A 25361-nucleotide genomic window follows, 5' to 3' on the forward strand; every position below is an offset into this window, starting at 1 on the left:
TGTTTTTGAAAGTGATGCAAAGGTAGAATTTCTTTTGATATATGCCAAATTATTGCGTGCAAATTTTGACGAAAAGGCCTTAACTGCTTAATAAATAAACGGATTATTTTTTATCGCGCTTTTTTTGCATGGATTATTCGGTCTGCTCCATTGATATCTTTTATGAGTTTGACCTGCTCAAATCCTTTTTTGACCATAAGTTCTTTCATTTCTGCACCGAGATATTGATTGATTTCAAAATATAGATCTCCATCTGGGGTTAAATGTTTAAGTGCAAAGGATGAAATAACATCATAAAAAATCAGCGGAGCGCTTTCTTCAATGAATAATGCGAGCTCAGGTTCATAAGCCAATACGTTTTGGTTCATATGCTGCTTTTCTCCCGCGGTTATATAGGGCGGATTGGATACAATGATATTGTATTGTTGGTCGGAGAAAATGTATTCCCATTCAAATATATCCGCATTGATAAATTGAACCTGAGTTTTTAAATTCTTAGCATTTTCTTGTGCTGTTTTTATCGCTTCTTTTGAGATGTCTATCGTTGTTACCAGGGCATTATTGAGATGCTTTGATAAGGTGATAGGGATGCAGCCAGAGCCAGTTCCGATATCTATAATTTTTAGGTTTTGAGAAGATTTGTGGTTTTTGATGATCAGATCGACAAGTTCTTCAGTTTCCTGGCGTGGAATGAGGACCGATTCATTGACCTGGAAAATTTCGCCATAAAAATCTGCTTTATTGAGTATGTACTGTATAGGTCTGTGCTTTTTTAAATCCTGAAGGATGCTAAGTACTTCAGCCTTATCCGCCTCGTTGACGATATCTGTTTTTCTCAATTGATAATTGGTTCTATTTAACCCAAACTTTTCGGCAACAACCACTAAGAATATAGCTTTTATTTCATCCTCATCATATAACTCCTGAAGCTCATGTTGAAATAATAATTCGAAATCTTGAAGTATTTTCATGTGTCAAAGGTACGATTTTCATAGATTTGTATCTATGGATATGCACAAGCAATATATGCATCGTTGTTTGGAACTGGCCCAAATGGGTGCAGGTTCAGTAAGTCCCAATCCAATGGTTGGGGCTGTCATTGTTTTGGATGGTAAAATTGTCGGCGAAGGGTATACTTCTCCGTATGGTGGACCACATGCTGAGGTCAATGCTGTACAACAGGTTATGCAAAAGTATGGGGAAAAGGCAAAGCGGCTTATCGCGGAAAGTACTTTTTATGTCAGCCTTGAACCTTGCGCGCATTATGGAAAGACGCCACCCTGTGCTAATATGATTGCGGAGCTGAAACCTTTGAAAGTTTTTATAGCCTGTTTGGATCCTTTCGCAAAGGTCAATGGCAAAGGAGTGGAAATACTACGGGAAGCGGGTATTGAGGTTGAAATTGGTTTACTGGAAAAAGAGGCCGTATGGCTCAATCGTCGGTTTTTTACACGTATCGGTCAATTCCGCCCCTATGTTATTTTAAAATGGGCACAAACTAAGGATGGTTTTATAGGACAAGAGGGGAAGCAGGTTTGGATAAGTAATGCCGCAAGCCAACAGTTGGTTCACCGTTGGAGAGCGGAGGAAGATGCTATTTTGGTTGGTACAAATACTGCAGTCGTAGATAATCCCAGTCTGACCGTAAGAGAATGGCAGGGTAGCAACCCATTGCGTATTCTTTTAGATAGAGATCTTGCTATTCCACTAGATGCCAATATTCTCAATGATCAAGCTGATACAATTGTGTTCAATGCTAAAAAGACAGAATGGACAGCAAATGTGAAGTATATTGAGCTTGAAAATTATGGGTTGTATCTGCCGCAGAATATTCTTTATCAACTTTATTTAATGGATGTTCAGTCAATAATCATAGAAGGAGGGCGTGCTACTCTGCAAATGTTTATAGATGCGGATCTCTGGGATGAGGCAAGGGTATTTGAGTCTGCAACAACATTATTGAACGGGATTGAGGCTCCTCAATTTAAGGGACAATTGCTAGAAAGCAAATTGGTTTCCAATGATCTTTTAAAGATCTATAAGAAACAGTAATTATTAAATTGTATATTTAAGGAATTATAAGCCATAGCCGGTTGATTTAATTCTAAAATTACAATTATGTTAGTTACAGAAAACTTAATGCAGTTTATCTGGAAACTTCGGCTATTCCGTGCAAATGGGTTGAATTCTACTGATGGAGAACCCTTGGTCGTTGTTCATGTGGGGCAATATAATACAGATTCCGGCCCCGATTTTCTCATGTCACATATTAGGTGTAAAGGTAATGATTGGTTTGGTCATGTCGAGATGCATATCCAATCTTCGGATTGGGATCGACATTGTCATCAGGAAGATGTCGTTTATAATAACGTTATCTTACATGTGGTTTGGAAAAATGATAAAGTTATCTACCGAAATGATGGGACATCGATACCGACATTGGTGCTTTCGGAATATGTGGAACAGCATCTGTTGGAACGGTATTCAGCGATGATGAATACAAAAAGTTCGATACCTTGTGAATTTCAGCTTGGTTCTATTGATCTTTTTAAAAAATCCATGTGGCTGAGTGCTTTAGCTATCGAACGGCTAGAAATGAAAGCTCAACAAATGTTGGTGATTTTAAAACAATTTAATACGGATTGGGAAAAAACTTTATGGGTATGGATCTGCAGATGTATGGGATTAAAAGTTAATGCAGATACATTTCAGGAGCTTGGGGAAAAATTACCTTGGAACATTTTACAAAAATATCGTTCAAACCTGTTTAAAATAGAGGCTCTTTTCTTTGGGATAAGCAGGCTGTTAATTCAAGGACAAGAAAGCGAGTATATGAAGCGGCTAGCTGGTGAATTTGAGTATCAAAAACATATTCATGGTATAGAGGCTATTTATGGGGTTTGGAAAAGGATGAGAATGAGACCTTATAATTTTCCTGAACGGCGAATCACGCAATTAGCTGTTTTGTTTAGTAAGAACGAGTTGGGTGTTGCAAAGATTTTGGCTGTGGATGATTTGGAGGCTGCTCGAAAATTATTTAAGATAGAGTCGCCGGCTGATTGTTTTGCGGGATATTTTTCTTTTGGTACAAAAACGAAGGTAAAAACATCGGTTCGGCTGGGTAAAGAAACTATTGACACGCTTGTTATTAATGTGATTATCGTATTTCTTTTTTCATACGGTAAATATTTTAGTATTCAGTCATATATTGATAAAGCGCTAGATCTTTTGGAGCAGCTTCCTGCAGAGAAAAATGTTGTTGTGAGACAATTCGCTCAATATGATTGGCATGTTCAAAGCGCATTGCAAAGTCAAGGAATTTTGCAGTTAAAGAGATTTTATTGTGATAGGAAGCGCTGCCTTCATTGCAGCATTGGGTCCGAAATTTTAAAAAGAAATTAGTTCTTTAAAATCTCTGCAATCTCCTTATGGCCTTTTTCATATGCCATATCCATTGGAGCTAATCCTGAAATATTGATGACTCTGGTGTCGGCTCCATTTTCGAGTAAGGCAACAATAAAGTCGATATTACCAAATTGAGCAGCGAAATGAAGTGGAGTTTCGCCAGTAGCTTGAATGGCATTGACATTTGCATTAGCATCGATAAGCAACTTGCCGATCTCTTCATTGTTGTTTGCCGCAGCAATATGTAGTGCAGTGGTGAGTTGTTCATTTTTGGTTACAACATTCGGATTGACTTTTTTGGATAGTAAAAGACGGACAATGTCTGCTTTGTTGAAATATGTTGCTAAGGTCAATGGCGTAAAACCCTGTGATGACCATTCGTTGACAACAGATGGAGCTTGCAAAATAATAGCCTCCAGGTATGAGGTTAATCCAGCCGCACAGGCCTCATGGATAGTCATGGATTTGGTGTGTTGTAAAAGTGTCCGAATGATCTGGGGTTTGTTATAATAGCAAGCCAATAGGAGGGGAGAAATTCCATGACTCGTTGTTTCTTGTAAAAGTTCGGGATTTCCAATCAATAATAAGTCGATATCATGGCTTCTGCCTTCTTCAATATATTGTTCTAAAACGGAAAGGTTCATGTCTTAACAAATTGTCTAACGTTGTCACTAAAATAGACTTTATTGATGAGAATAAATGTTTGATTTGCGAAAATATTTGTATTTAATTTTGCTTGAGATTGAACTGAAATTTAGAAGAAGGGTGTTTTTACGGGGTGAATTGGATCTTAAAATCCGGAAAAAAGTTGTTTTTGGGGTATTTTATATACACAAATGTGTAGTAATGCGCATAATGTTTTTGTAAATTAAAAAGTAGATGTACTTTTGTTAAGCCCCTCCCAAGGGCATGTTTTTCATAGGTAGATGTAGGGTCGGGTGTTTCTCACTACGACCCTTTTTTTATAGCTTTGTTTTTATTATTTTAAAAGAGATGTCTAAGAGAAAAATTGTTATTGCCATTACTGGAGCTAGCGGCTCAATCTATGCTAAAGTTTTACTTAAAAAACTATTGGTATTAAAAACACAGATCGCAGAAGTTGGAATTGTAATGTCTAATAATGCGAAGGATGTATGGCGTGCAGAGTTAGGCGATGAGAGTTATCAGGATATACCGTTCAAATTTTATGATAAGGGTGATTTCTTTGCTCCTTTTGCATCAGGATCGGCTCGCTATGATACGATGATTGTCTGTCCGTGTTCAATGGGGACATTATCAAGGATCGCCCACGGAATTTCTTCTGATCTGACAACTCGCGCGGCAGATGTAATGCTAAAAGAACGACGAAGATTGATTTTGGTTACCCGTGAGACACCGCTAAGTATTATACATATTCAAAATATGAAATTGGTGACAGAGGCCGGAGGTATCATTTGTCCTGCATCACCTTCATTCTATAGTTTGCCAAAGACTTTGGAGGATGTTGCAGAAACGGTGGTTGATCGGATTTTGAGTCTTGCAGGGTTTGAATTTAAACATTATCAGTGGGGAGAAAATGCCTAGTTATTCCTCGTTGAAATCTATTTTTAATGTTCTTTAATAAATTTGTATTTTGTAACTTTGTTTCTCGAAATGAAGCAATCACAGGCATCACGCGAAAAAGTTATTTGCAGCTATATGATTTATAGTGATAAAGCCACCGTTTGTCTGTTAACACTGCGCACGCTATATGCTTCGATAAATAAGTTGTATCCTTTTAATTTCAATCACATTCATATATGAAAAGCTTATTGATTACTTCTGTTAAAGTAATTTTACCTGGTAATGAATTTCATCAGCAGCAAGTTGATGTATTTATCGAAAAGGGAAAGATTGCACAGATTGGAAAATCTGTCAAAGTAGCTGATAAAAACATAGAGACCATCGATGGCGCCGGAAAAATTTTAGCGCCAGGTTTTTTTGACTTACATGCCAATTTTGGAGAACCTGGATTAGAAACCAAGGAAGACATTGTAAGTGGAACCGCAGCAGCAGCAGCCGGAGGATTTACTGGAGTTGCTGTAATGCCAAATACCGAACCGGCGATTCAAAGCCGTTCTGAAGTTGCACTTATTGTCAATACAGCGAAAGGAAATGTTGTTGATGTACATCCAATTGGAGCTATCAGTAAAAAGCGAGAAGGAAAGGAACTAGCCGAGCTATTTGATATGAAGCAAACGGGTGCTGTCGCTTTCAGTGATGGAAATAGGAGTGTACAGCAGGCGGGATTAATGAGCAGAGCGTTGTTATATGCGAAGGGATTCGATGGATTGATTTTTTCACATGCTGAAGATGAATCTATGGCAGGTGGAAACAAAATGAATGAAGGTGCGATGAGTACTTATTTGGGGATGAAGGGTATTCCCAATCTTGCCGAATCGTTAATGGTTTCTCGTGATCTGTATTTGGCGGAATATACCGGAGCTCCAATTCATTTTGCATCCATTAGCACACCAGAAGCCGTTGACCTGATAAAAAAAGCAAAAGCAAAAGGTCTTCCAGTGACATGTGATGTTGCTGCACATCAATTAGTCTTTACTGACGAAGATATTGTCGGTTTTGATAGCAATTATAAGGTGAGCCCGCCGTTACGCACAAAGGCAGATCTTAAGGTATTACTTAAAGGAATTAAGGACGGTACTATTGACGCCGTCGTTTCGCAACATACACCACATGAAATAGAATTTAAGAATGTAGAATTTCATATTGCAAAAAATGGAATTATTGGACTACAGACCGTATTGCCACTCATGGTTCGTGCTGGATTAAACGAAGAACAAATTGTCAATAGTCTTTCAGTTAGACCCCGACAGATTCTAGGACTTGAAGTTCCTCTTATTGAAGAAGGGGCAGTAGCCAATCTTGTCGTATTTGACTCAGCGAAAACATGGAACTTCGATGAGAAAACCAATAAATCCAAATCAAAAAATTCTCCATTGTTCGGACAGACATTAAAAGGCGCTGTCGAATTGGTCATCAATAATAGTCAAATCATAAAAAACGATTAAAACCATGGAAGCAAATCTTAAAGCAGCCGTTGAGGCAGGTATATTAAATTATGGCAAGGTTGATGGAATCTCGACAGCCGCAGAGTTTCTCGAAAAGATTATTGGTGTATTCAATACGGAGGCCAGCTATCTAGAGAAATTAGAACTGTTGGATCAGTCTTTTGATGACTATCCGTTGTTTGACGAACTTCGTGAAGTATATGTCGATCTTTTATTGATGAACTTTTTCTCCAATGACGTATTAAAACTGGAAGATGATTATTTGGATTCTGAGGAATGGGAAGCGATCGAAGATGAAACAATAGATCGTGGAACAGAATTGTTGAATATTTTTCTTTATTTAGGGGAATGTAAGGATGATGAGATTGAACCTGAACTGGATGATTTCCTAAAAGAATTTTTACTGGTCGATGAAGATGAATTCCAAGATGAGCATGAAATTTATGAAGATATCATTGCTAATCAAATTGTCGTAGATAGCCCGTATGCCGAAATTGCAAAAGTAGGAAAAGGAATAAATCCGAGAAGCGAAGTTTATGAACTTTTCTATCCTATTATGAGTTTCTTTAGCGAGTTGAAACCATCTGAAAAGCAATTTGAGGAGTATGCTGAAGCTTCTTCCAATAAGGCTTTTGATATCGCCCTTTACCAAATAATTAGTACTTACTATAACAAATAATTTTATGGCAGAATCATTCAACCAAAGTAATGTAGGATTTGATGCGGTAATCGACAAAAAGAAAAGTATTATCTATGGTGTTATTTTAGGAATAATTTCTTTTATTCTAGGATTAGTTGTTTTGTTTGTTGTCAAAGACTTAAATTCCTTTTGGGGGGTAATGTCGATGTCATTTATTGTTAATACGGGGATTTTTGTTGTTATCTCTGCGCTGTTCGCCTTCTCTCTTAGGAAAGCAAATGGTGGATACTGGAATTTTTCTATAGCATTGAAATCGATCTTTATGATGCTTGCTATTTCTACGATTATTTCCACTATTGGTACGCAACTGTATGTTAATTTCATTAATCCAACTTTACAAGAAAAGGTGGTGACGCATACAATTAACGTTACCATTGAGTATATGGAGAAAAACAATGTGCCAGATGAAGTTATAGATTCAAAAATCGCAGAACTTGAAAAGCAAGTTGATGCTATAGGAAAGATAACCTTAGGGCAGGTGTTCAAAGGATTGGCAATCACATTGATGTTTCAATTTGTTTTTGCATTACTATTATCAGCCTTGACAAAACGAGAAAAATTGGTGATTAAGCAAGAGACCAATTAGTGTTTAATAAAATAAAATTGACCCTATAAGGTATTACTGAAAAAGTAATACCTTTGTTGGTATAATAATACTACATTTTTAGCATGATTAACATTCACATGGATATTTCTGTTGTTGTTCCTTTATTTAATGAAGAAGAATCCTTACCCGAATTGACAGCTTGGATCGACCGTGTTATGGCGGCCAATCATTTTTCCTATGAAATTATTTTAGTTGATGATGGGAGTAAAGATAATTCTTGGAAAGTTATTGAAGAGTTGAAGTTAAAGAACACGAATATTTCTGCGATAAAGTTCCGACGCAATTACGGAAAATCTGCGGCTTTAAATGTAGGCTTTGCTGCTGCACAGGGCGATGTTGTTATTACAATGGATGCTGATTTACAGGATAGTCCAGATGAGATTCCTGAACTGTATGATCGGATCGTCAACAAGGGAGCGGATTTAGTATCGGGTTGGAAGCAAAAGCGCTATGATCCATTGACCAAAACAATCCCAACAAAATTGTTTAATGGGGTAACAAGATCTATGTCTGGAATTCATAACCTGCATGATTTTAACTGTGGTCTTAAAGCTTATAAAAAAGATGTTGTTAAAAACATTGAGGTTTATGGCGAGATGCATCGTTATATACCCGTTATTGCGAAATGGGCTGGATTTACCAATATACAGGAACAGGTTGTACAGCATTACCCACGTAAATACGGTACAACCAAATTTGGTCCGGGCCGTTTTGTAAAAGGTTTCTTGGATTTATTATCTATATTTTTTGTCGGCAAATTTGCGAAAAGACCGATGCACTTTTTTGGTGTTATGGGGGTGATTAGTTTTCTTGCAGGTTTATTTATCTCCATTTATCTGATTTGCCACAAACTGATGAGTATAGCTAGCGGTACACCATTTAGAGATATAACAGATCAGCCATTATTTTTCTTTGCGCTGACAGCGATTATTTTGGGAACACAATTATTTCTGACAGGTTTTTTGGCAGAGTTAGTCTCTAGAAGCAGCTCAGATCGGAATGATTATCAAATTGAGAAAGTCATCTAAATAATTATGCGAATTGTGATTTTAGGATCCGCCTATCCATTGAGGGGAGGGGGGATAGCGTCTTTTAATGAACGATTGGCATCCCATTTTCAGGAGTTAGGTCATGAAGTGGATATCTATTCCTTTAGTCTGCAGTATCCCAATTTTCTTTTCCCAGGAAAGTCGCAATATTCAGATGAGCCTGCACCAACCGGTCTTCATATTAAAACGACAGTGAATTCTATTAATCCACTTAATTGGATAAAGGTTGGTAGGGAGCTTAGGAAGGCGAACTACGATTTGCTTATCGTGCGATTTTGGATGCCGTTTTTTGGGCCTTGTTTAGGAACAATCCAGCGACAGGTTCGAAAAAATAAACACACTAAAATTGTATGTATCGCTGATAATATAATCCCTCATGAACAACGCATAGGTGATAAGACGTTGATCCGCTACTTTTTGAAATCTGTTGATGCTTGTCTCACTATGAGTAAAAGTGTGCTGGCAGATCTGAAAATGTTAAGCCCGAAAATGCCAGCGGTATATACGCCGCATCCACTCTACGATAACTATGGTGCGCATCAAAGTAAAAAGGAAGCACGTCGATTACTTAAGATTGCCGAAGAGGATAAAGTCGTATTGTTTTTTGGTTTTATTCGTCAATACAAGGGCTTAGATATCTTGCTAGAAGCATTAGCTAATTCCAAGGTTCGCGATCTCGGTGTTAAATTATTGCTTGCCGGAGAGTTTTATGGTGACCCTGCTCCCTATCTGGAGCTTATAAAAAAGTATAAACTAGAAGAGTTTATTTTTATGCATACCGATTTTATTCCAAATCAGGAGGTCGGGCGTTATTTTTCAGCTGCGGATTGCGTTGTGTTGCCTTATCGTAGCGCTACACAGAGTGGGATTACCCAAGTTGCTTATCATTTTGATCTTCCCATGATTGTGAGTAATGTTGGGGGATTGCCGGAATTGGTTCAAGATGGCTACGTTGGTTATGTTGTGGAACCTGATGCCCGTCAAATAGCCGACGGTATTTTTTCATTTTACCATTACAACAAAGAAGAGCAATTTAGAACGAATATTATCGATGAAAAAAGGAAATACAGCTGGGATACTTTTGGCAATGAACTTCTTAAGTTGGCGCGTTGATGAGTAGCAGTGATTTTATTTGTATATAAAATCAAATTTATCTAAGTTTGGAAGACTGAGGTAGAAATTTAAAAGGAAGGAGAGATTTTGTTGCCGTTTACACAAAGCAGTTTAACTAAGTTAGAAGAGTTTTTTAAGGAGCAAGGGTATAAAGTTAGATACGAGAAAGGTTCATTCCGCACAGGCGCTTGTATGTTGCAGACGACAAAAGTTGTAGTAGTCAATAAGTTTTCGAATCTTGAAATAAAAATCCAGTCATTGTGGAACATATTATTGGATATTGAAATTGATTCGGAAGCCATTTCTGAAAAACTTCTTCCGATTTATGAAGAAATATTGAAATCAAAAATTGTAGCTTGAGAATAACATTTTTAGGAACCGGAACATCACAAGGGGTGCCTGTAATAGCATGCCAATGTCAGGTCTGTCAATCTGAAGACAGACGTGATAAGAGATTACGTTCTTCTATTCTTATTGAATACAATCAACATACATTGGTTGTGGATACTGGCCCAGACTTTAGGTATCAGATGTTGCGCGAAAAAGTTATGCATTTGGATGCGGTGTTAATGACACACTCACATAAAGACCATATTGCTGGTTTAGATGACGTAAGGGCATTTAATTATCAGCAGCATAGCTCAATTTCTATTTACGGTACAGCAGCTCTCCATGAAGCGCTAAGGCGAGAATTTTATTATGCGTTTACTGAAGTTAAATACCCCGGAGCTCCGAGGTTGGATTTGGAGGAGATAAAGGCCGGTGTACCCTTGTCTTTATTTGGGAAAGAAATTATGCCTATTGAGGTTCTCCATTATAAAATGCCAGTCTTGGGTTTTAGGATCGGAGATTTCGCCTACATTACTGATGCGAAATTTATCAGCGCAGAATCACGGAAATTATTGGAAGGAGTAAAGGTTCTCGTGGTAAATGCTTTGCAAAAGGAATCTCATATTTCACATTTAACATTGGATGAGGCGATTGAATTTGCCTATGACATTCATGCCGATAAAACCTATTTTACACATATAGGGCATCGAATGGGACTGCATGAAGCTGTTTCCAGAGAATTGCCCGAAAATATGTTTCTAGCTTACGATAGATTACAGTTTGAAATTAGCTAATCCATTTAAAATAAAACTATAGTTCTTTTTTCATTGTTATACCTATAAAAAATAGATTTAGGTATTAAATTATAAAGAAATGGGAAATTTACTGTATATCATCGCCGTTATCTTAGTTATCATTTGGGCGATAAGTTTTTTTGGAGGTTATGCGGCTGGCAATAACATTATCCACATCCTTTTGGTCATTGCTATTATTGTGGTTTTATTGCGCGTTATTCGTGGCAATGCTTAATCCATTAAGTCAAATTCAGGTAGAACTGGGCAATTTGTAAGTCTTGAGGATAGGTGATTTTTATATTTCTGGAGTCACCTTCAATGATAGTGATACGCTTGCCCATTTTCTCTACCACCGACGCATCATCTGTAAAAAAGGGATCTTCGGCTTGCTGATAGGACTTTAGAAGCAATTCTCCATGAAAAACCTGTGGAGTTTGTACTAACCAGGTATAATTTCTATCAACAGCGGAGTTGGATGTGGTGTCTCCCATCCGAACAGATTCAATGCTCTTTTGTGCTAAGACAATTGCCTGATGATCATACGCCCCCTGGAAGGCTTTTTTAATAAGAGCTTGGGTGATGATAGGTCGAGCTCCGTCGTGTACCGCAATATAGTCTTTTGGACCGATATCAAAATTTTGCTGAATGTAATCTATTCCGTTCCTTACACTTTCGAAGCGGGTTTGTCCGCCAAAAGCGATATGTATAGGGCGATCAAACTGATGCTTCAAACACAGTTCGGTCCAAAAACTTTCCATTGGTTCGCTGATGACCAAAATAACTTCCGAAATAGTTTCTGATTGGCAAAAACGATTAATTGTATGCATAACAATCGGCAGTCCATTTAAGTCAAGAAACTGCTTTGGAAGATCGCTATTCATTCTATTTCCGGTTCCGGCAGCAACGATAATTACAAAGTTCATGTTGTTATTGAAAGGTTATTATTTAAAAAAACGTGGATAGTTTAAGGCTATCCACGTTTTTTTTATTTTATCTTTTAAGCCACATCGTTAAACGATTAACATAGCGTCGCCATAGCTGTAGAACCTATACTTTTCTTTTACAGCAACTTCATAGGCATTCATCACATTTTCGTAGCCTGCAAACGCAGCAATCATCACTAAAAGTGTGGATTCTGGTGTATGGAAGTTTGTAATCATCGAGTTTGCGATACTGAAATCGTAAGGAGGATAGATGAACTTACTCGTCCAGTCAGACGCCGCTTTTAAATGGTGATCTGCAGAAACAGAAGATTCTATTGCACGCATAGAAGTCGTTCCGACAGCACATACGCGACGTTTGTTGTCGATTGCTCTATTGACAACGCGTGCAGCTTCATCAGTGATGATGAACTGTTCCGAATCCATTTTATGTTTGGTTAAATCTTCGACTTCAACAGTACGGAAAGTTCCAAGACCAACGTGAAGAGTAACCTCTGCAAAATCAACACCTTTAAGTTCCAGACGTTTCATTAACTCTCTTGAGAAGTGAAGTCCAGCTGTAGGAGCAGCAACAGCACCTTCATTTTTTGCGTAGATCGTTTGGTAACGGAATTTATCTTCCGGTGTAGCTTTACGCTTGATATATTTAGGAAGCGGAGTTTCACCTAAGATTTCAATATTACGGCGGAACTCTTCATCGGTACCATCAAATAAAAATCTAATTGTACGGCCACGAGAAGTTGTATTGTCAACTACTTCGGCAACCAATAAGTCATCATCACCGAAATATAATTTGTTGCCTACACGGATTTTACGCGCAGGATCTACCAACACATCCCAAAGACGAAGTTCATTGTTCAATTCACGCAACAAGAAAACTTCAATCGTAGCTCCAGTTTTCTCTTTATTACCGTAAAGGCGGGCTGGAAAAACTTTAGTATTGTTTAAGATCATGACATCTTTGTCATCGAAATAATCCAATACATCTTTGAAAATTTTGTGTTCAATTTTACCAGTATCTCTATGTAGGACCATCAAGCGTGATTCGTCACGATTTTCAGAAGGTTCAGAAGCAAGTAATGATTCTGGTAAGTTGAATTTAAATTGAGATAACTTCATCTTTAATGATATATATTTTAATGTCTGCCTTTCAGTGCATTACAGTGCACCAAATACTAGGTTGCAAAAAGCATACAAAGTTATAACTTTTTCGGGTATAGAAAGGGCTTATTTCTAATTTATGTATATATTTTTAACGATTTTGACATTAAATCAAAACTATATTGTATTTTAGAATACAATTATGCTATTTTTTAGATTGATATTGGAGAGTTGTCAGTTTGCTTTTTCGGCATTAAAAGACAATCGTACTCGCACCTTACTATCGCTGTTGGGTGTGACCATCGGTATTTTTACGATTATTGGTGTATTTTCTGCGGTAGATACCCTACGGAATAATATAGAGGAATCAGTAAAGAAGATCGGTAGCAAAACACTTTATATTGAGAAATGGCCCTGGGATGGAGGTCCAAATTTCCCTTGGTGGAAATACTTGAATAGACCCGAACCTACATACAATAATTACCTGGATTTGAAAAGTCGGATGACGACAGCCGAGTATATGGCGTATATGATCAATATTGGTAATACGACTATAAAATATAAAAATAATTCGGCCCAAGGCTCATCGGTCAATGCAGCGACCTATGAGAACCTGTACATTCAAAATTTGAATATTGTGGATGGTCGTTACTTTGCTGAAAGCGAGTCGAGGGGTGGAGCTCTTGTAACTGTATTGGGAGCAAATATTGCGGAAGGGCTTTTTCCTAATGAGGAGCCTGTTGGCAAATATATTAATATGTTAGGCCGAAAAATTCAGGTTATCGGTGTATTAAAGAAAGAAGGAAATGGTGTATTGATCAACACCTCCCCCGATGATACCGCCTTTATTCCGTTTGAGCTGGCGAGAAATTTGGTCAACTATGATAATTTCTCACCGAGCATAGCGATGGTTATTAAATCGAACTATAAGCTTGGTGAGGCGGAGAGCGAAGCGAAGACACTCATGCGTTCGATTCGTCGTATATCGCCGCAACGGGAGGAAAACTTTTCCATTAATCAGACAACAATGATTACCGGTGCGTTGGATCAGCTTTTTGGGATAATTAATCTTGCGGGTTTTTCAATCGGTATTTTTTCGATTTTAGTCGGTGGCTTCGGTATTGCCAATATCATGTTTGTCAGTGTCAAAGAGCGTACGCATATTATCGGAATTCAGAAAGCGCTGGGAGCTAAAAATTTCTTTATTCTTTCACAATTTTTAGTCGAGTCTATCGTACTATGTTTGTTGGGGGGAGGGATAGGCCTCGTTGTTGTCTATTTTTTGGCGTTTCTAGTGCAAGCTGCGACTGGCGTTGCTATTGTCGTAAGTTTGAAAATGGTTATGCTTACAGTTTCGCTTTCGACGTTTATTGGTCTCATATCAGGTATTGTTCCGGCTCTAATGGCTTCTCGATTGGATCCGGTAGAAGCGATCAGGAGTAAATAGAAAGCGATATGTTTAAAAAAGCTCAATTTTCGATATTACATGGATTTTGGCTTTTAATTTTTGCCTATAGCTGTCTGCTGATGGCAGAAATCACATTTCGCTACCGTGGGTTCTCACTCGATGCTAATTTCCTGATGATTAAACAAACGGAAATTGAAGAACTTTGGTGGTATCGCTACGTGTTTTATGTCCATGTCTGCACAGCTATCTTTGCTTTGCCTGCCGGCTTTACGCAGTTTAATACTTATCTATTGAATAAATATCCGCGAGTCCATCGAAGTATCGGGTATTTGTATGTATTCGCCATTTTGGTTTTTGCCGCTCCTTCAGGGTTGCTTATTGGATCCGCGGCAAATGGCGGATTAACCTCTATTATTGCATTTGAATTATTGGGGCTTGGATGGTTTTATTTCACCTGGCGGGCAGTTCGTTTGGCGAGTCAGCGAAAATTTGATAAACACCGCGATTTTATGATCCGTAGTTTTGCCTTAACCTGTTCAGCGCTTACCCTACGTTTTTGGAAGCTTGCTTTAGTGTACCTGTTTCAGCCCAATCCGATGGATCTCTATCAAATTATTGCCTGGTTGGGATGGATCCCTAATTTGTTGTTGGCAGAATTTATTATTTATCAAAAAAATCATAAATTATGAGGAAGAACCTTTGTTTAATGTTAATGCTTGGAGTAATCCTTGGTTGTAAGGACGGGAAAAGCAAAAAGAATGAAGCCACCGAAACAAAAGATACTGTTGTGGCCGAAGCTGAAGCGCATCAGGAACTTTATGGCAACTGGGTGGGCGAATTTGTTGTGGATGAAAGTACTCTTGAAGAAGGAGAAGGGCTGCCCACGACAGATTATTCTCCGAAGATAAATTTGACCATAAAAAAAATTACGGATAGGGGTAATATCTTCGGACAGAATGTTGTCAAAGGAAATCTGCGTTCTTTTGTGGGGAAATTGGAGGAAAATGGTGCCGATATCCGGTTATTATTGGATGAGCCCGGCGACAAAAAGTCTGACGGACGATTTGAAATTAAGCTTAATCACGATACGTTAATCGGCAATTGGACCGCATATGACCAAGGAGTAAAGATTAAAAAGCGAAGCTTTAAATTGTTGAAAAAGCAGTTCGCCTATAATCCAAATCTGATGCTAAAAAATCAGGATGGAGAAGACGGAACTTTGGTCGACTGGATTAACGAAAAAAGAAAGGAGGAAACTGATGTGGATGGAGATTCAACTTATACTTACATTATTCAATACTATCGATCGGCATCCCCTGCGGTCTTTACTGTAAATGCATCTAAACAAAAGTTGACGGAGAAAGACCTTAAAAACCTCAAGAAATTAGATCTGGAGATTATTCGGAATACGATTTTTGCCCGACATGGCTATGCGTTTACCAAACCTAGCATTCGTCAGTTTTTTGAGCCTGTAGATTGGTATGTGCCTATTTCAAAAGATGTGACTGCAGACTTAAGTCCATTGGAAAAAGATAATATTGCTTTGCTGACTAGATTTGAAAAATATGCAACAGATAATTATGACACCTTCGGAAGGTAATGCAGTCAATATTAGTCATGAATATTCGAAAGATCAGTATCACAAAAAAGGCTTTACATCGTAAAGCCTTTTTTGTGATATCAAGAGCTTCTGTTTTATCATTTTTTCCGAATAGAAATCGCATTTTTATGCGCTTGCAGGCCTTCGAGTTCAGCGAGTATTTCAACTACCGACCCGATTTGTTGAAGTCCAGTTTCGCTTATATGTTGAAAAGTAACTTTTTTCACAAAAGAATCTACCGATACGCCGGAGTAGGAGCGTGCATATCCTGATGTAGGAAGCGTGTGATTTGTACCTGAGGCATAATCTCCTGCGCTTTCAGGGGTTAAGTGCCCTAAGAAAACCGAACCAGCGTTACTGATATAACGTGTTAGGGACTCCCATTGGTCCGTCTCCAAAATAAGGTGTTCTGGCGCATAGTCATTTGAGAACTGTATGGCCTCCTGAAGATTCTCGACAGTTATTGCATAGGAATTTTCAATTGCTTTTGCAGCAAGTTCCTTGCGAGGCAAAACCGCTAATTGGGCTACCAATGCTGTGTTGACGGCATCAACTATAGCGGTGGAAGTTGCAACCAGGACAGCTTGACTATCGGCTCCGTGTTCGGCTTGTGCCAAAAGATCTGCGGCTACAAAAGCTGCATTGGCCGACTCGTCAGCGATGACCAGTACTTCGGATGGTCCCGCAGGCATGTCAATGCTAACATTTGCAAGGCCCTGTATGATGGATTTTGCTTTTGTAACAAACTGATTTCCTGGGCCAAAGATCTTGTCGACTTTTGGTATAGTCTCTGTTCCAAACCCCATAGCAGCAACAGCTTGAGCGCCTCCAACGAGGTATATTCTGTTTATCTTAAGTAATTTCAAACAAAAAGCAACAAAGCCATTGATTTTTCCATTGGATTGTGGAGGAGAACAAACGACAATCTCTTTACATCCAGCTATTCTTGCAGGAATACCAAGCATTAAAAGTGTGCTAGGTAACACTGCTGATCCCCCTGGGATATAAAGGCCAACTTTTTCAATAGGGCGAACCTCGCGCCAGCATTTTACGCCGGGCATTGTTTCAACAGTGCGCTCCCTTTTTAATTGTGTACTATGGAATTTATGTATATTTTGAAATGCGATTTCCAAAGCTCTTTGTTGATCGCGGTCAATGGTAGATGCCAGTGCGTCGATATCTTCCTCGTCTAAATATAATCTGTCAAGTTCAACTTTATCAAATTTGGCCGCATATTCGCGTAATACGATATCACCTTGTTGGCGTACTTGTTGAATAATTTCCTGGACAACCTCTTGTATTGCATTGTTTGGATCCGTATTCCTAGCAACCAGTTGCTGGATTTCGGTTTTTCCTAACGTTTTGTAATCATATTTTTTTAACATGGTTGTATAAGTGCATCAAGTTTAAAGAATGATTTTTTCAATGGGCATCACAACGATACCTTGGGCACCTTCAGCTTTTAACTTATTGATCTTATCCCAAAAGTCATCTTCAGTGATAACGGTGTGTACGGCTACCCAACCTTCTTCTGCCAGTGGAACAACCGTAGGGCTCTTAACACCGTGCAATAAAGAAGTGATGGCTGGCAAATTTTTCTTTTCGACATTCAATACCACATATTTAGTTTCTTTTGCTAAAAGAACAGATTCGATACGCTGTACTAACTCAGCCAACACTTCATTGCCTTCTAATTCCTTTCTTCCCACCAATATGGCTTCTGAATTTTTGACATCAGCAAAAGGTTTCAAACCGTTGCTTTTTAATGTTCCACCGGTAGATACGATATCGCAGATCGCATCACTAAGACCCAAGCCAGGTGAAATCTCAACTGAGCCGGATATCAAACGGATGTCTGCATTAATCTTATACTCGTCTAGAAAATTCTTTAGGATATTTGGATAAGAGGTTGCGATTGCTTTGCCGTTAAGGTCTTTAATGTCTTGGATGGTGCTATCTTTGGGAATAGCCAGTTTCAATGTACATTTTCCAAAACCAAGCCGTTTGATGTATTCTACTTTGGATTCGGTCTCATCGATGATGTTTTCACCGACGATGCCCAGGTCGGCTATGCCTTGTTCCACATATCCCGGAATATCATCGTCTCTCAGAAATAATATTTCCAGTGGGAAATTCCCAACAGTTGTGATTAAAGAGCTTTTGTAGTTCTCGAAGTCTAAACCACAATTTTTCAGTAATTGAACAGATTTTTCGTTTAACCTACCCGATTTTTGGATAGCAATTTTAAGATTTTTCAACGCTTTATAAATGTTAGCAGTAAATTATTAATAATAAGAAATCAAACAAGAGGGAAGGTATTCTACGTAAGAACACATTAAATTAACATATCGCCACAATGGCGATGATGCAAATGAAAATGATGTACGTAAGTATAAACCATGTTTGTATTAATAACTGCAAGCAAATGTATAGTAAATTAATGGGAAATGCAAGACTATCATTTTAAAATTCTTATCCTAATGGACTTGTTGTTGAAATGAATTCAATTTTCTTGAAAAAAATGTGAAAACAATACTGTTGATTGGGGGAATATACCATAATTTAGACAAAAGGTAATGCTGATTTCCTATCCTATAGTAAGCTGTTTGAATCACGCCAATAGCAAGTTGTGAAATCTTGTCCAATCGAAACGCTTTTTATAGGCTGACAACTCACATAAATTTTCTTATTTTTAGGAATTGGGGGTGACATACTAAATTAGCCGCGAATAAGAGTTACAGTAGTAGGAAGTATAAGTTGTTGTTTAATAAATAGGAGGAATGTGTTTAGTGGTACATGTTTCAAAGAGATTGTAAATTAGATAGATTATTTGTTTGATGAAAAGATTAGCTTTTATTTTTATTTGTTGGATTAACTGTCTATATGGTCCTGTTCTTGGACAGGAAAAGCCAGCGTCTACGTTAGATATCCGTATATTGGAGTCCATAGCCGAGACTCGGACAGCGCCACAAACACAAACATTTAAAGTGCTTTCTGATATCAATAACTATGTTCAGATAGCCGTTCCGGTTGGTTTACTGGTTGCAGGTGCGGTCAACGATGATAAGGCAATGCGTCAGAATGCCTTGTATGTTGCTAGTAGTACGGCTGTAACAGCGCTCGTGAATGTTGGGTTAAAACATATTTTTAAGCGAAGCAGGCCATTTAAAAAATATCCTAATTTCATATCGGTTCGTACGGCCGGTGGGTATTCCTTTCCGTCTGGTCATACGTCATCTGCTTTTGCTACTGCTTCTGCTTTGTCTCGGGCTTACTCAAAGTGGTACGTCGTCGCGCCATCGCTTTTATGGGCGAGTAGTGTGGGGTATTCAAGAATGTATCTGGGCGTACATTTTCCCTCCGATGTGTTAGCAGGTGCTGTATTGGGAACAGGAGCTGCCTTTGCTTTAGATGGATTAAAGAAATAATATAGAAATAGAAAAAATGATGCAACAGGTTATTAAAATATTGGTTGTTGGATGTGGAAATATGGGCGCATCTCATGCGAAGGCATATCACGATTTAGATGGCTTTCAAATTGTGGGTCTAGTAGCTCGTGGGGAAAGCAAAAGTAAACTGAATGAACAATTGGGAGGCAACTATAAATTGTTTGAATCTTATGAGGATGCACTTCAGGAAACGAAACCGGATGCCGTTTGTATAGCGACCTATCCGGATACACACAAAGCGTATGCTATAAAAGCCTTTCAGGCTGGTGCTCATGTTTTTATTGAAAAGCCTTTAGCTGAAGATGTGATTTCCGCGCAGGAGGTCGTCGATGCAGCAGTGAAATATGATAAAAAATTGGTTGTTGGATATATTTTGAGGTATCATCCCTCATGGGTCAAATTTATTGAAATAGCTAAAACGATGGGAAAGCCACTTGTTATGCGTATGAATCTGAATCAACAGAGCCATGGGTATATGTGGGATGTGCATAAAAATCTAATGGCTAGTTTAAGTCCCATTGTTGACTGTGGAGTTCATTATATTGATGTCATGTGTCAAATGGTGGGTGCGAAACCATTGTATGTATCTGCAATCGGAGCGCGGTTAACCGATGAGATTCCTGCTTGGAACTACAACTACGGACAATTGCAGCTGCATTTTGAAGATGGGTCCGTAGGATGGTATGAAGCTGGATGGGGACCAATGGTTAGTCAGAACGCTTTTTTTGTAAAGGATGTTTTTGGACCTAAAGGTGCAGTTTCCATTGTCGCAAATAAAGCAAGCGATGAAGGTAAATCGGATTCGGTAGCATCCCATACACAAACAGAAAGCCTTCGCGTACATTACGCCGATTTAGATTCGGCAAATGAATTTACGAAGGTTGATGAGTGGGTCAACTTATCTGATGAGCCCGATCATCAGGAATTATGTAACCGGGAGCAGTTATTCTTTCAGCAGGCGATTGTAGATAATTTGGACCTTTCTGATTCGATGGAAGATGCTGTTAATAGTCTACGAATTGCTTTGGCATGTGACGAAGCGGTGAAAACTAGGCGGATGATTAAATTATAGTTTATTTTGCTTAGTGGTCTTTTTTTTGCTTTTTATGGAAATATGAAGTGAAAAAAGTAAATAAATAAAAAAATAGCGTAAAAGATAGGCTTTTTGGTCTGTCTTTTGTTATTTAGCTACATATTTATCATTCTTATGAATAATTTACTCAACGTTGCACTATTATTTGGATTATCAATTTCGACAACCTATGCACAAGATAAGCAATGGCAGATGGAGTTGGTGTTTAAAGGTGAAGTTTCCCCTGAAAAATTTGAAAATGAAGTTCCGGAATTTGCAAAAGAGTTTTATGAGCCATTTTTGAAAGGAAAAATGACTTATCGGAATGTGGAGATTTTGGCTGATGCCGATTATTCTTCTACTGTAGTGAATCAAAAAGCACATGCTATTTTAAATCGAAAATTAGCAAAAACATATTCGTATTCGATCGGCGATGATATTGTTACTGCCGAAGCATACAGTCCATCCTATAAGATTGTCAGTACGAAGTTAGGGGAGTCGGAAGGACCTTATGTGCAGCTGCAAGATATGGGCGAGATCGAATCGATCGCGGGAATTACCTGTAAGAAAGCAAAGTTATTTATAAAAAACCATGCGGATTCCGCGGTAGCAACGGTATGGTATTCGGAAGCAGTGCCCACTTATTATCTGACGGCATTTTCATTTATCAATGATTTGCCTGGAGGTGTACTCAAATTGTCTTTGGGTGAAAACAATGACCTTGGTTTTGAAACAACAAAAGTGATCAATGTATCGTCTGTGGCAGATTTTGCACTTCCTAAAAATGCAAAGGTGATTGATATCTCTGGGGGAGGGAATACGAGTGAAGGGGAAGATGTGAGTTTGTTTGAAGATACTTTCCCATTGGATAAATCACTTAAATGGACCATGGTCAAGGATAAAGATACCAATGACGAATATTATGGTATAAAAAACATGGCGGGAGAAGATGTATTGCCTTGTTCTCTTTTCTCTTTAGCGTATTTTAATGAGCAGACTGCTATTGTTTCAGATAAAGATAATTATTTCTGGTTGTTGGATAAGAAGGGGGGAAAGGTAAATAAGGAAGGGTTTGACTGGCTTACACCAGCAAATCAAAAACTGGCTATTTTTCAGAAGGATGGTAATTTTGGATTGGTTACACAGGAAGGGAAAGTTCTGCTTGACAAAAAGGAAAATATCAGTAAATTTTTAGACAATTATTTGATGTTCTCTGAAAATGGAAAAGTTGGATTGTTGGATGAAAATGGGAAGATTTTATTAAAGGCGAACTTATTATTTTTAGATGCTGATAATGCTGGAAATGTTCTGGTCCGGGAGAAGGAAGGTGAAGAGACGAAAACGTTAGACCTGGAAGCTTTTTTAAAAACCTATGTGAAGTGATTTAAATTACATGCATTAATATAGATTTATTGTTTATAAAAAAGGCCTTCGATACTATCGAAGGCCTTTTTTGTGTCTATTTAATCGTGCATTTGCATGATTAAGGAATGTTCAAGAACTTATGTGTTTGTAGTGAAATATCCCATTTAGGGTTTTCTTTTACGTAGTCAATAATAGAAGGTGTCATCTCTTTAGATTTCGACCATTCAGGTTGAAGGTATAATCTACAGTTTTGTCCTACAAGTTGTGCGTATTCTTCTCCCCATGCGAAATCGCTTTTATTGAAAACGATAACTTTAAGTTCACCAGCAGCTTCTAACACATCTTTGCGTGGAGCTTTGAATTTTTTTGGAGATAAACAAATCCAGTCCCATTCGCCACTCAAAGGATATGCACCTGAGGTTTCAATAAACGTTTTAATGCCCGCCTCATGAAGTCCTTTTGTTAGGTAATCCAAATTATAAATAAGTGGTTCGCCACCCGTAATGACAACTGTTTTTGCCGGATATTTCTTTGCATTTTCGATAATCGAATCTGCGGTTGTAAGGGGGTGGATAGATGCATCCCAACTTTCCTTTACATCGCACCAGTGGCAGCCCACATCGCAACCACCCAATCGTATGAAATAAGCAGCAGTCCCGGTGTGGTAGCCTTCTCCCTGAATAGTGTAAAATTCTTCCATTAAGGGCAATAGTGTTCCGTCTTCAGGTACTTGATTTGACATAGTTAAAATTTCAGTCTGCAAAGGTAGCAAATATTAATGAGATGCTCAATTTGTCCTGTGGCTTTTAAGTAGCTGTCCTGTCATTTTTTTTATATATAGTTGCTGGTAATAATCTGTTTTATCCCATTGTTTTTAGGTTGATGTTTAAGCAAAGCACATTGTTTACCGCTACTATGGTGCCAGGTTTATACGATGTTTGCTATTAACAGCGAAACAATACTCTTTTTACAGGGGGTTAACAAGGGTATAATAGGGATTTACCCCTGTTAACCCCCTGTTATACCCCTGTTAACCCCCTGTAATTACCCTGTTAATATATAAGCTGATTTTCATTAATTGTTGGGATGTACATGGGGCAATAGAGAGGAGCTATTGATCAATAAGATCAGATTATTAATTCGCTTTAAACAGCAATGATGAGGATGTAAAGTGTGTAAAGCTGATGAATTTAGCGCATTTAAACTATGGACAAGAGGGGTGTAGGTTCGGCTTTCTATTTTTGTCGTCATAAATTATAAAAGCTGAAAACAACTTTGTTAAATTGTGACGATAGAATGCGTTGAATAGCGCAAAAAACCTGTTATTTTATCAGAATTTTTACTAAATTTGTGTCACAATTTATTTATTGAAAACATAAGTGTAATAACATAATTGTACATGTTGTTTTATGTTTTCTATTTTTTAACAATTTAAAGATCATAGTTGTAAATGATTAAAATTACACTACCGGATGGTTCCGTAAGAGAGTATCAACAAGGGATCACTGCTGCAGAGATTGCGTTATCAATCTCAGAGGGGCTTGCAAGAAACGTCCTTGCTGCCGAAGTAAATGGTGAAGTGTGGGATTCTGCCCGTGCTATTGAAGATGACGCTACTGTCAAGTTATTGACCTGGAATGATACCAAAGGTAAATCTACTTTTTGGCATTCTTCGGCACACTTGTTAGCGGAAGCTTTAGAAACATTGTACCCCGGAATTAAGTTTGGTATTGGTCCCGCGATTGAAACAGGATTTTACTATGATGTGGATTTTGGCGATCGTGAATTCTCGTCTGATGACTTTAAAGCGATCGAAGACAAGATGCTGGAGCTGGCTAAACGAAAAGAAACATTTGAGCGTAAAGCTGTTTCGAAATCTGATGCGTTGGCTTATTTCACAGCGAAAGGCGATGAGTATAAACTTGATTTAATCAAGGACTTGGAAGATGGAAAGATCACTTTCTATACACAGGGGGAATTTACAGATTTATGTCGTGGCCCTCATATTCCAAATACTGGATTTATCAAAGCGATTAAATTGACTAATGTTGCCGGTGCTTACTGGAGAGGCGATGAGTCTCGTAAACAGTTAACGCGTATTTATGGTGTTACGTTCCCTAAGGCATCGGAGCTTACAGAATATTTGAAATTTATAGAAGAGGCGAAAAAACGCGATCACCGTAAACTTGGGAAAGAGTTGGAACTTTTTGCTTTTTCTGAAAAGGTTGGTGCAGGTTTGCCTCTTTGGTTGCCTAAAGGAGCTGCATTACGTCAAAAGCTGATAGACTTTTTACAGAAAGCACAGTTAAACTCAGGGTATGAGCCTGTTGTTACTCCGCATATCGGACATAAGCAATTATATGTGACTTCTGGACACTATGAGAAATATGGAGCAGATTCATTTCAACCAATAAAAACTCCTATCGAAGGAGAAGAGTTTTTGTTAAAACCAATGAATTGTCCGCACCACTGTGAAATTTATAAGGTAAAACCGCGTTCGTATAAGGATTTGCCAGTTCGTTTTTCCGAATTTGGTACTGTTTATCGTTACGAACAGTCTGGTGAGCTTCACGGTTTGACAAGGGTTCGTGGGTTTACTCAAGATGATGCACATTTGTTTTGTCGTCCAGATCAGGTTAAAGATGAATTCAAAAAGGTAATAGACTTGGTTCTTTATGTATTTGGTGCGTTAGGCTTTAACGATTATACAGCACAGGTATCATTACGTGATCCTGAAAACCGTACAAAATATATTGGTACTGACGAAAATTGGGCTTTGGCTGAGTCGGCGATTATTGAGGCCGCTGAAGAGAAAGGCTTACCGACAGTCGTGGAATATGGCGAGGCAGCTTTCTATGGCCCTAAGTTAGACTTTATGGTGAAGGATGCTTTAGGACGGAAGTGGCAATTGGGTACAATACAGGTGGATTATAATTTACCTGAACGTTTTGAATTGGAATATACTGGAAGTGATAATATGAAACATCGCCCAGTAATGATTCACCGCGCACCTTTTGGATCTTTGGAGCGTTTTGTAGCTGTACTGATCGAACATTGTGCGGGTCAATTCCCGTTATGGCTTGCGCCTGAGCAATTTATCGTCTTGCCAGTGTCAGAAAAATACGAAGAATATGCGCAAAATGTTTTGAATTCGCTAAATAATTCCGATATTCGCGGACTGATAGACTTACGTGACGAGAAAGTGGGCAGAAAAATCAGAGACGCCGAAGTGAAAAAGCTTCCTTATATGTTGATTGTAGGGGAAAAAGAGGTGGAAAATGGCACAGTTTCTGTACGTAAACATGGCTCAGTGGAATTAGGAACTATGACTGCTGACGCATTTAGAGATATATTAATTAAGGAAATAACCGTTTAATTTT

24 protein-coding genes are annotated in these 25361 nt (G+C 38.3%); 17 read left to right on the forward strand and 7 right to left on the reverse strand.

What is annotated here, in order from left to right; genetic code table 11:
* Positions 1 to 110 precede the first annotated feature (110 nt).
* Entirely contained in the window at positions 111 to 971 is an 861-nt protein-coding gene (gene prmC / locus HS960_RS03155) for a peptide chain release factor N(5)-glutamine methyltransferase (RefSeq protein ID WP_182331235.1), read from the reverse strand.
* A 34-nt stretch (positions 972 to 1005) separates the two neighbouring features.
* Between prmC and ribD the strand changes: the two genes are divergently transcribed.
* Positions 1006 to 2052, forward strand: a complete 1047-nt coding sequence (gene ribD / locus HS960_RS03160; protein WP_153848266.1) for a bifunctional diaminohydroxyphosphoribosylaminopyrimidine deaminase/5-amino-6-(5-phosphoribosylamino)uracil reductase RibD — start codon at positions 1006 to 1008, stop codon at positions 2050 to 2052.
* Positions 2053 to 2139: 87 nt separating this feature from the next.
* Positions 2140 to 3402, forward strand: a complete 1263-nt coding sequence (locus HS960_RS03165) for a DUF2851 family protein (protein ID WP_228280335.1) — start codon at positions 2140 to 2142, stop codon at positions 3400 to 3402.
* Here the strand turns inward: HS960_RS03165 and HS960_RS03170 are convergent.
* On the reverse strand, positions 3399 to 4049 hold the full coding sequence (locus HS960_RS03170) for an ankyrin repeat domain-containing protein (protein ID WP_075993358.1): 651 nt from the start codon (positions 4047 to 4049) through the stop codon (positions 3399 to 3401). The two genes, HS960_RS03165 and HS960_RS03170, sit on opposite strands and share 4 nt — an antisense overlap.
* A 349-nt stretch (positions 4050 to 4398) precedes the next feature.
* Here HS960_RS03170 and HS960_RS03175 point away from each other — a divergent pair, with 349 nt between their 5' ends.
* The 8 genes from HS960_RS03175 to HS960_RS03210 all read left to right on the forward strand — a co-directional run bounded on the left by HS960_RS03175 (position 4399) and on the right by HS960_RS03210 (position 11280).
* Positions 4399 to 4968 carry a UbiX family flavin prenyltransferase gene (locus tag HS960_RS03175; RefSeq protein WP_159731035.1) on the forward strand — a complete coding sequence of 190 codons (570 nt, stop codon included), beginning with the start codon at positions 4399 to 4401 and terminating at the stop codon, positions 4966 to 4968.
* Positions 4969 to 5183: 215 nt separating this feature from the next.
* Positions 5184 to 6452, forward strand: a complete 1269-nt coding sequence (locus HS960_RS03180) for a dihydroorotase (protein WP_159731033.1) — start codon at positions 5184 to 5186, stop codon at positions 6450 to 6452.
* A 4-nt stretch (positions 6453 to 6456) separates the two neighbouring features.
* Positions 6457 to 7131 (forward strand): hypothetical protein, encoded by a 675-nt coding sequence (locus tag HS960_RS03185; RefSeq protein WP_159731031.1) that lies wholly within the window; start codon positions 6457 to 6459, stop codon positions 7129 to 7131.
* 4 nt (positions 7132 to 7135) lie between these two features.
* Positions 7136 to 7738: a DUF4199 domain-containing protein gene (locus HS960_RS03190; protein WP_075993354.1), complete on the forward strand. Its 603-nt coding sequence runs from the start codon at positions 7136 to 7138 to the stop codon at positions 7736 to 7738.
* A 98-nt stretch (positions 7739 to 7836) separates the two neighbouring features.
* Entirely contained in the window at positions 7837 to 8787 is a 951-nt protein-coding gene (locus HS960_RS03195) for a glycosyltransferase family 2 protein (RefSeq protein WP_075993353.1), read from the forward strand.
* Positions 8788 to 8793: 6 nt separating this feature from the next.
* Positions 8794 to 9921, forward strand: a complete 1128-nt coding sequence (locus tag HS960_RS03200) for a glycosyltransferase (RefSeq protein WP_153848272.1) — start codon at positions 8794 to 8796, stop codon at positions 9919 to 9921.
* 356 nt (positions 9922 to 10277) lie between these two features.
* On the forward strand, positions 10278 to 11045 hold the full coding sequence (locus HS960_RS03205; protein WP_153848273.1) for an MBL fold metallo-hydrolase: 768 nt from the start codon (positions 10278 to 10280) through the stop codon (positions 11043 to 11045).
* Positions 11046 to 11124: 79 nt separating this feature from the next.
* Positions 11125 to 11280 (forward strand): lmo0937 family membrane protein, encoded by a 156-nt coding sequence (locus HS960_RS03210; RefSeq protein ID WP_104382583.1) that lies wholly within the window; start codon positions 11125 to 11127, stop codon positions 11278 to 11280.
* A 4-nt stretch (positions 11281 to 11284) separates the two neighbouring features.
* On the opposite strand, the gene HS960_RS03215 is transcribed toward HS960_RS03210, so the two are convergent.
* Together HS960_RS03215 and queA are read right to left on the reverse strand one after the other, a co-directional pair.
* Entirely contained in the window at positions 11285 to 11968 is a 684-nt protein-coding gene (locus HS960_RS03215) for a 2-C-methyl-D-erythritol 4-phosphate cytidylyltransferase (RefSeq protein WP_153848274.1), read from the reverse strand.
* A gap of 87 nt (positions 11969 to 12055) precedes the next feature.
* Positions 12056 to 13105 (reverse strand): tRNA preQ1(34) S-adenosylmethionine ribosyltransferase-isomerase QueA, encoded by a 1050-nt coding sequence (gene queA, locus HS960_RS03220; RefSeq protein ID WP_075993349.1) that lies wholly within the window; start codon positions 13103 to 13105, stop codon positions 12056 to 12058.
* 184 nt (positions 13106 to 13289) lie between these two features.
* Between queA and HS960_RS03225 the strand changes: the two genes are divergently transcribed.
* From HS960_RS03225 to HS960_RS03235, 3 genes are all read left to right on the forward strand, one after another.
* On the forward strand, positions 13290 to 14534 hold the full coding sequence (locus HS960_RS03225; RefSeq protein ID WP_182331239.1) for an ABC transporter permease: 1245 nt from the start codon (positions 13290 to 13292) through the stop codon (positions 14532 to 14534).
* Positions 14535 to 14614: 80 nt separating this feature from the next.
* The gene (locus tag HS960_RS03230; protein ID WP_227550342.1) at positions 14615 to 15184 is read left to right on the forward strand and encodes a DUF2306 domain-containing protein; all 570 of its coding nucleotides are present in this window, start codon (positions 14615 to 14617) and stop codon (positions 15182 to 15184) included.
* Positions 15181 to 16095, forward strand: coding sequence for a YARHG domain-containing protein (locus tag HS960_RS03235; RefSeq protein ID WP_153848277.1), 915 nt, complete (start codon positions 15181 to 15183; stop codon positions 16093 to 16095). Before HS960_RS03230 ends, HS960_RS03235 begins: the two co-directional genes overlap by 4 nt.
* A gap of 98 nt (positions 16096 to 16193) precedes the next feature.
* On the opposite strand, the gene hisD is transcribed toward HS960_RS03235, so the two are convergent.
* Positions 16194 to 17480 (reverse strand): histidinol dehydrogenase, encoded by a 1287-nt coding sequence (gene hisD / locus HS960_RS03240; protein ID WP_153848278.1) that lies wholly within the window; start codon positions 17478 to 17480, stop codon positions 16194 to 16196.
* 21 nt (positions 17481 to 17501) lie between these two features.
* Positions 17502 to 18353, reverse strand: coding sequence for an ATP phosphoribosyltransferase (gene hisG, locus HS960_RS03245; RefSeq protein WP_182331241.1), 852 nt, complete (start codon positions 18351 to 18353; stop codon positions 17502 to 17504).
* Positions 18354 to 18932: 579 nt separating this feature from the next.
* On the opposite strand from hisG, the gene HS960_RS03250 reads away from it, so the two are divergent.
* From HS960_RS03250 to HS960_RS03260, 3 genes are all read left to right on the forward strand, one after another.
* Positions 18933 to 19523 (forward strand): phosphatase PAP2 family protein, encoded by a 591-nt coding sequence (locus tag HS960_RS03250; RefSeq protein WP_075993343.1) that lies wholly within the window; start codon positions 18933 to 18935, stop codon positions 19521 to 19523.
* Positions 19524 to 19539: 16 nt separating this feature from the next.
* Positions 19540 to 20616 carry a Gfo/Idh/MocA family oxidoreductase gene (locus tag HS960_RS03255; protein ID WP_227550343.1) on the forward strand — a complete coding sequence of 359 codons (1077 nt, stop codon included), beginning with the start codon at positions 19540 to 19542 and terminating at the stop codon, positions 20614 to 20616.
* Between the two features lie 135 nt (positions 20617 to 20751).
* Complete coding sequence (locus HS960_RS03260; RefSeq protein ID WP_182331242.1) at positions 20752 to 21999, forward strand: hypothetical protein; 1248 nt, start codon at positions 20752 to 20754, stop codon at positions 21997 to 21999.
* A 100-nt stretch (positions 22000 to 22099) separates the two neighbouring features.
* Here HS960_RS03260 and HS960_RS03265 read toward each other — a convergent pair whose 3' ends face one another.
* Complete coding sequence (locus tag HS960_RS03265; RefSeq protein ID WP_075993340.1) at positions 22100 to 22723, reverse strand: 7-carboxy-7-deazaguanine synthase QueE; 624 nt, start codon at positions 22721 to 22723, stop codon at positions 22100 to 22102.
* Between the two features lie 708 nt (positions 22724 to 23431).
* Here HS960_RS03265 and thrS point away from each other — a divergent pair.
* A complete protein-coding gene (gene thrS / locus HS960_RS03270; RefSeq protein ID WP_182331244.1) occupies positions 23432 to 25357 on the forward strand; it encodes a threonine--tRNA ligase in 1926 nt (641 codons plus the stop codon).
* Positions 25358 to 25361: the final 4 nt, after the last annotated feature.

The sequence above is a fragment of the Sphingobacterium paramultivorum genome, from assembly GCF_014109745.1.
GTDB classification, from domain to species: domain Bacteria; phylum Bacteroidota; class Bacteroidia; order Sphingobacteriales; family Sphingobacteriaceae; genus Sphingobacterium; species Sphingobacterium paramultivorum.

Bases quoted from the DNA above. Each gene is read 5' to 3' on its own strand.
- HS960_RS03190 (WP_075993354.1), top strand. From the start codon at position 7,136: ATGGCAGAATCATTCAACCAAAGTAATGTAGGATTTGATGCGGTAATC.
- HS960_RS03195 (WP_075993353.1), top strand. From the start codon at position 7,837: ATGGATATTTCTGTTGTTGTTCCTTTATTTAATGAAGAAGAATCCTTA.
- prmC (WP_182331235.1), bottom strand. From the start codon at position 971: ATGAAAATACTTCAAGATTTCGAATTATTATTTCAACATGAGCTTCAG.
- HS960_RS03170 (WP_075993358.1), bottom strand. From the start codon at position 4,049: ATGAACCTTTCCGTTTTAGAACAATATATTGAAGAAGGCAGAAGCCAT.
- HS960_RS03210 (WP_104382583.1), top strand. From the start codon at position 11,125: ATGGGAAATTTACTGTATATCATCGCCGTTATCTTAGTTATCATTTGG.
- HS960_RS03265 (WP_075993340.1), bottom strand. From the start codon at position 22,723: ATGTCAAATCAAGTACCTGAAGACGGAACACTATTGCCCTTAATGGAA.
- HS960_RS03185 (WP_159731031.1), top strand. From the start codon at position 6,457: ATGGAAGCAAATCTTAAAGCAGCCGTTGAGGCAGGTATATTAAATTAT.
- HS960_RS03260 (WP_182331242.1), top strand. From the start codon at position 20,752: ATGAATAATTTACTCAACGTTGCACTATTATTTGGATTATCAATTTCG.
- HS960_RS03175 (WP_159731035.1), top strand. From the start codon at position 4,399: ATGTCTAAGAGAAAAATTGTTATTGCCATTACTGGAGCTAGCGGCTCA.
- HS960_RS03230 (WP_227550342.1), top strand. From the start codon at position 14,615: ATGGCAGAAATCACATTTCGCTACCGTGGGTTCTCACTCGATGCTAAT.
- hisD (WP_153848278.1), bottom strand. From the start codon at position 17,480: ATGTTAAAAAAATATGATTACAAAACGTTAGGAAAAACCGAAATCCAG.
- thrS (WP_182331244.1), top strand. From the start codon at position 23,432: ATGATTAAAATTACACTACCGGATGGTTCCGTAAGAGAGTATCAACAA.
- HS960_RS03165 (WP_228280335.1), top strand. From the start codon at position 2,140: ATGCAGTTTATCTGGAAACTTCGGCTATTCCGTGCAAATGGGTTGAAT.
- queA (WP_075993349.1), bottom strand. From the start codon at position 13,105: ATGAAGTTATCTCAATTTAAATTCAACTTACCAGAATCATTACTTGCT.
- HS960_RS03225 (WP_182331239.1), top strand. From the start codon at position 13,290: ATGCTATTTTTTAGATTGATATTGGAGAGTTGTCAGTTTGCTTTTTCG.
- HS960_RS03200 (WP_153848272.1), top strand. From the start codon at position 8,794: ATGCGAATTGTGATTTTAGGATCCGCCTATCCATTGAGGGGAGGGGGG.
- HS960_RS03250 (WP_075993343.1), top strand. From the start codon at position 18,933: ATGAAAAGATTAGCTTTTATTTTTATTTGTTGGATTAACTGTCTATAT.
- ribD (WP_153848266.1), top strand. From the start codon at position 1,006: ATGGATATGCACAAGCAATATATGCATCGTTGTTTGGAACTGGCCCAA.
- HS960_RS03255 (WP_227550343.1), top strand. From the start codon at position 19,540: ATGATGCAACAGGTTATTAAAATATTGGTTGTTGGATGTGGAAATATG.
- HS960_RS03180 (WP_159731033.1), top strand. From the start codon at position 5,184: ATGAAAAGCTTATTGATTACTTCTGTTAAAGTAATTTTACCTGGTAAT.
- HS960_RS03235 (WP_153848277.1), top strand. From the start codon at position 15,181: ATGAGGAAGAACCTTTGTTTAATGTTAATGCTTGGAGTAATCCTTGGT.
- HS960_RS03215 (WP_153848274.1), bottom strand. From the start codon at position 11,968: ATGAACTTTGTAATTATCGTTGCTGCCGGAACCGGAAATAGAATGAAT.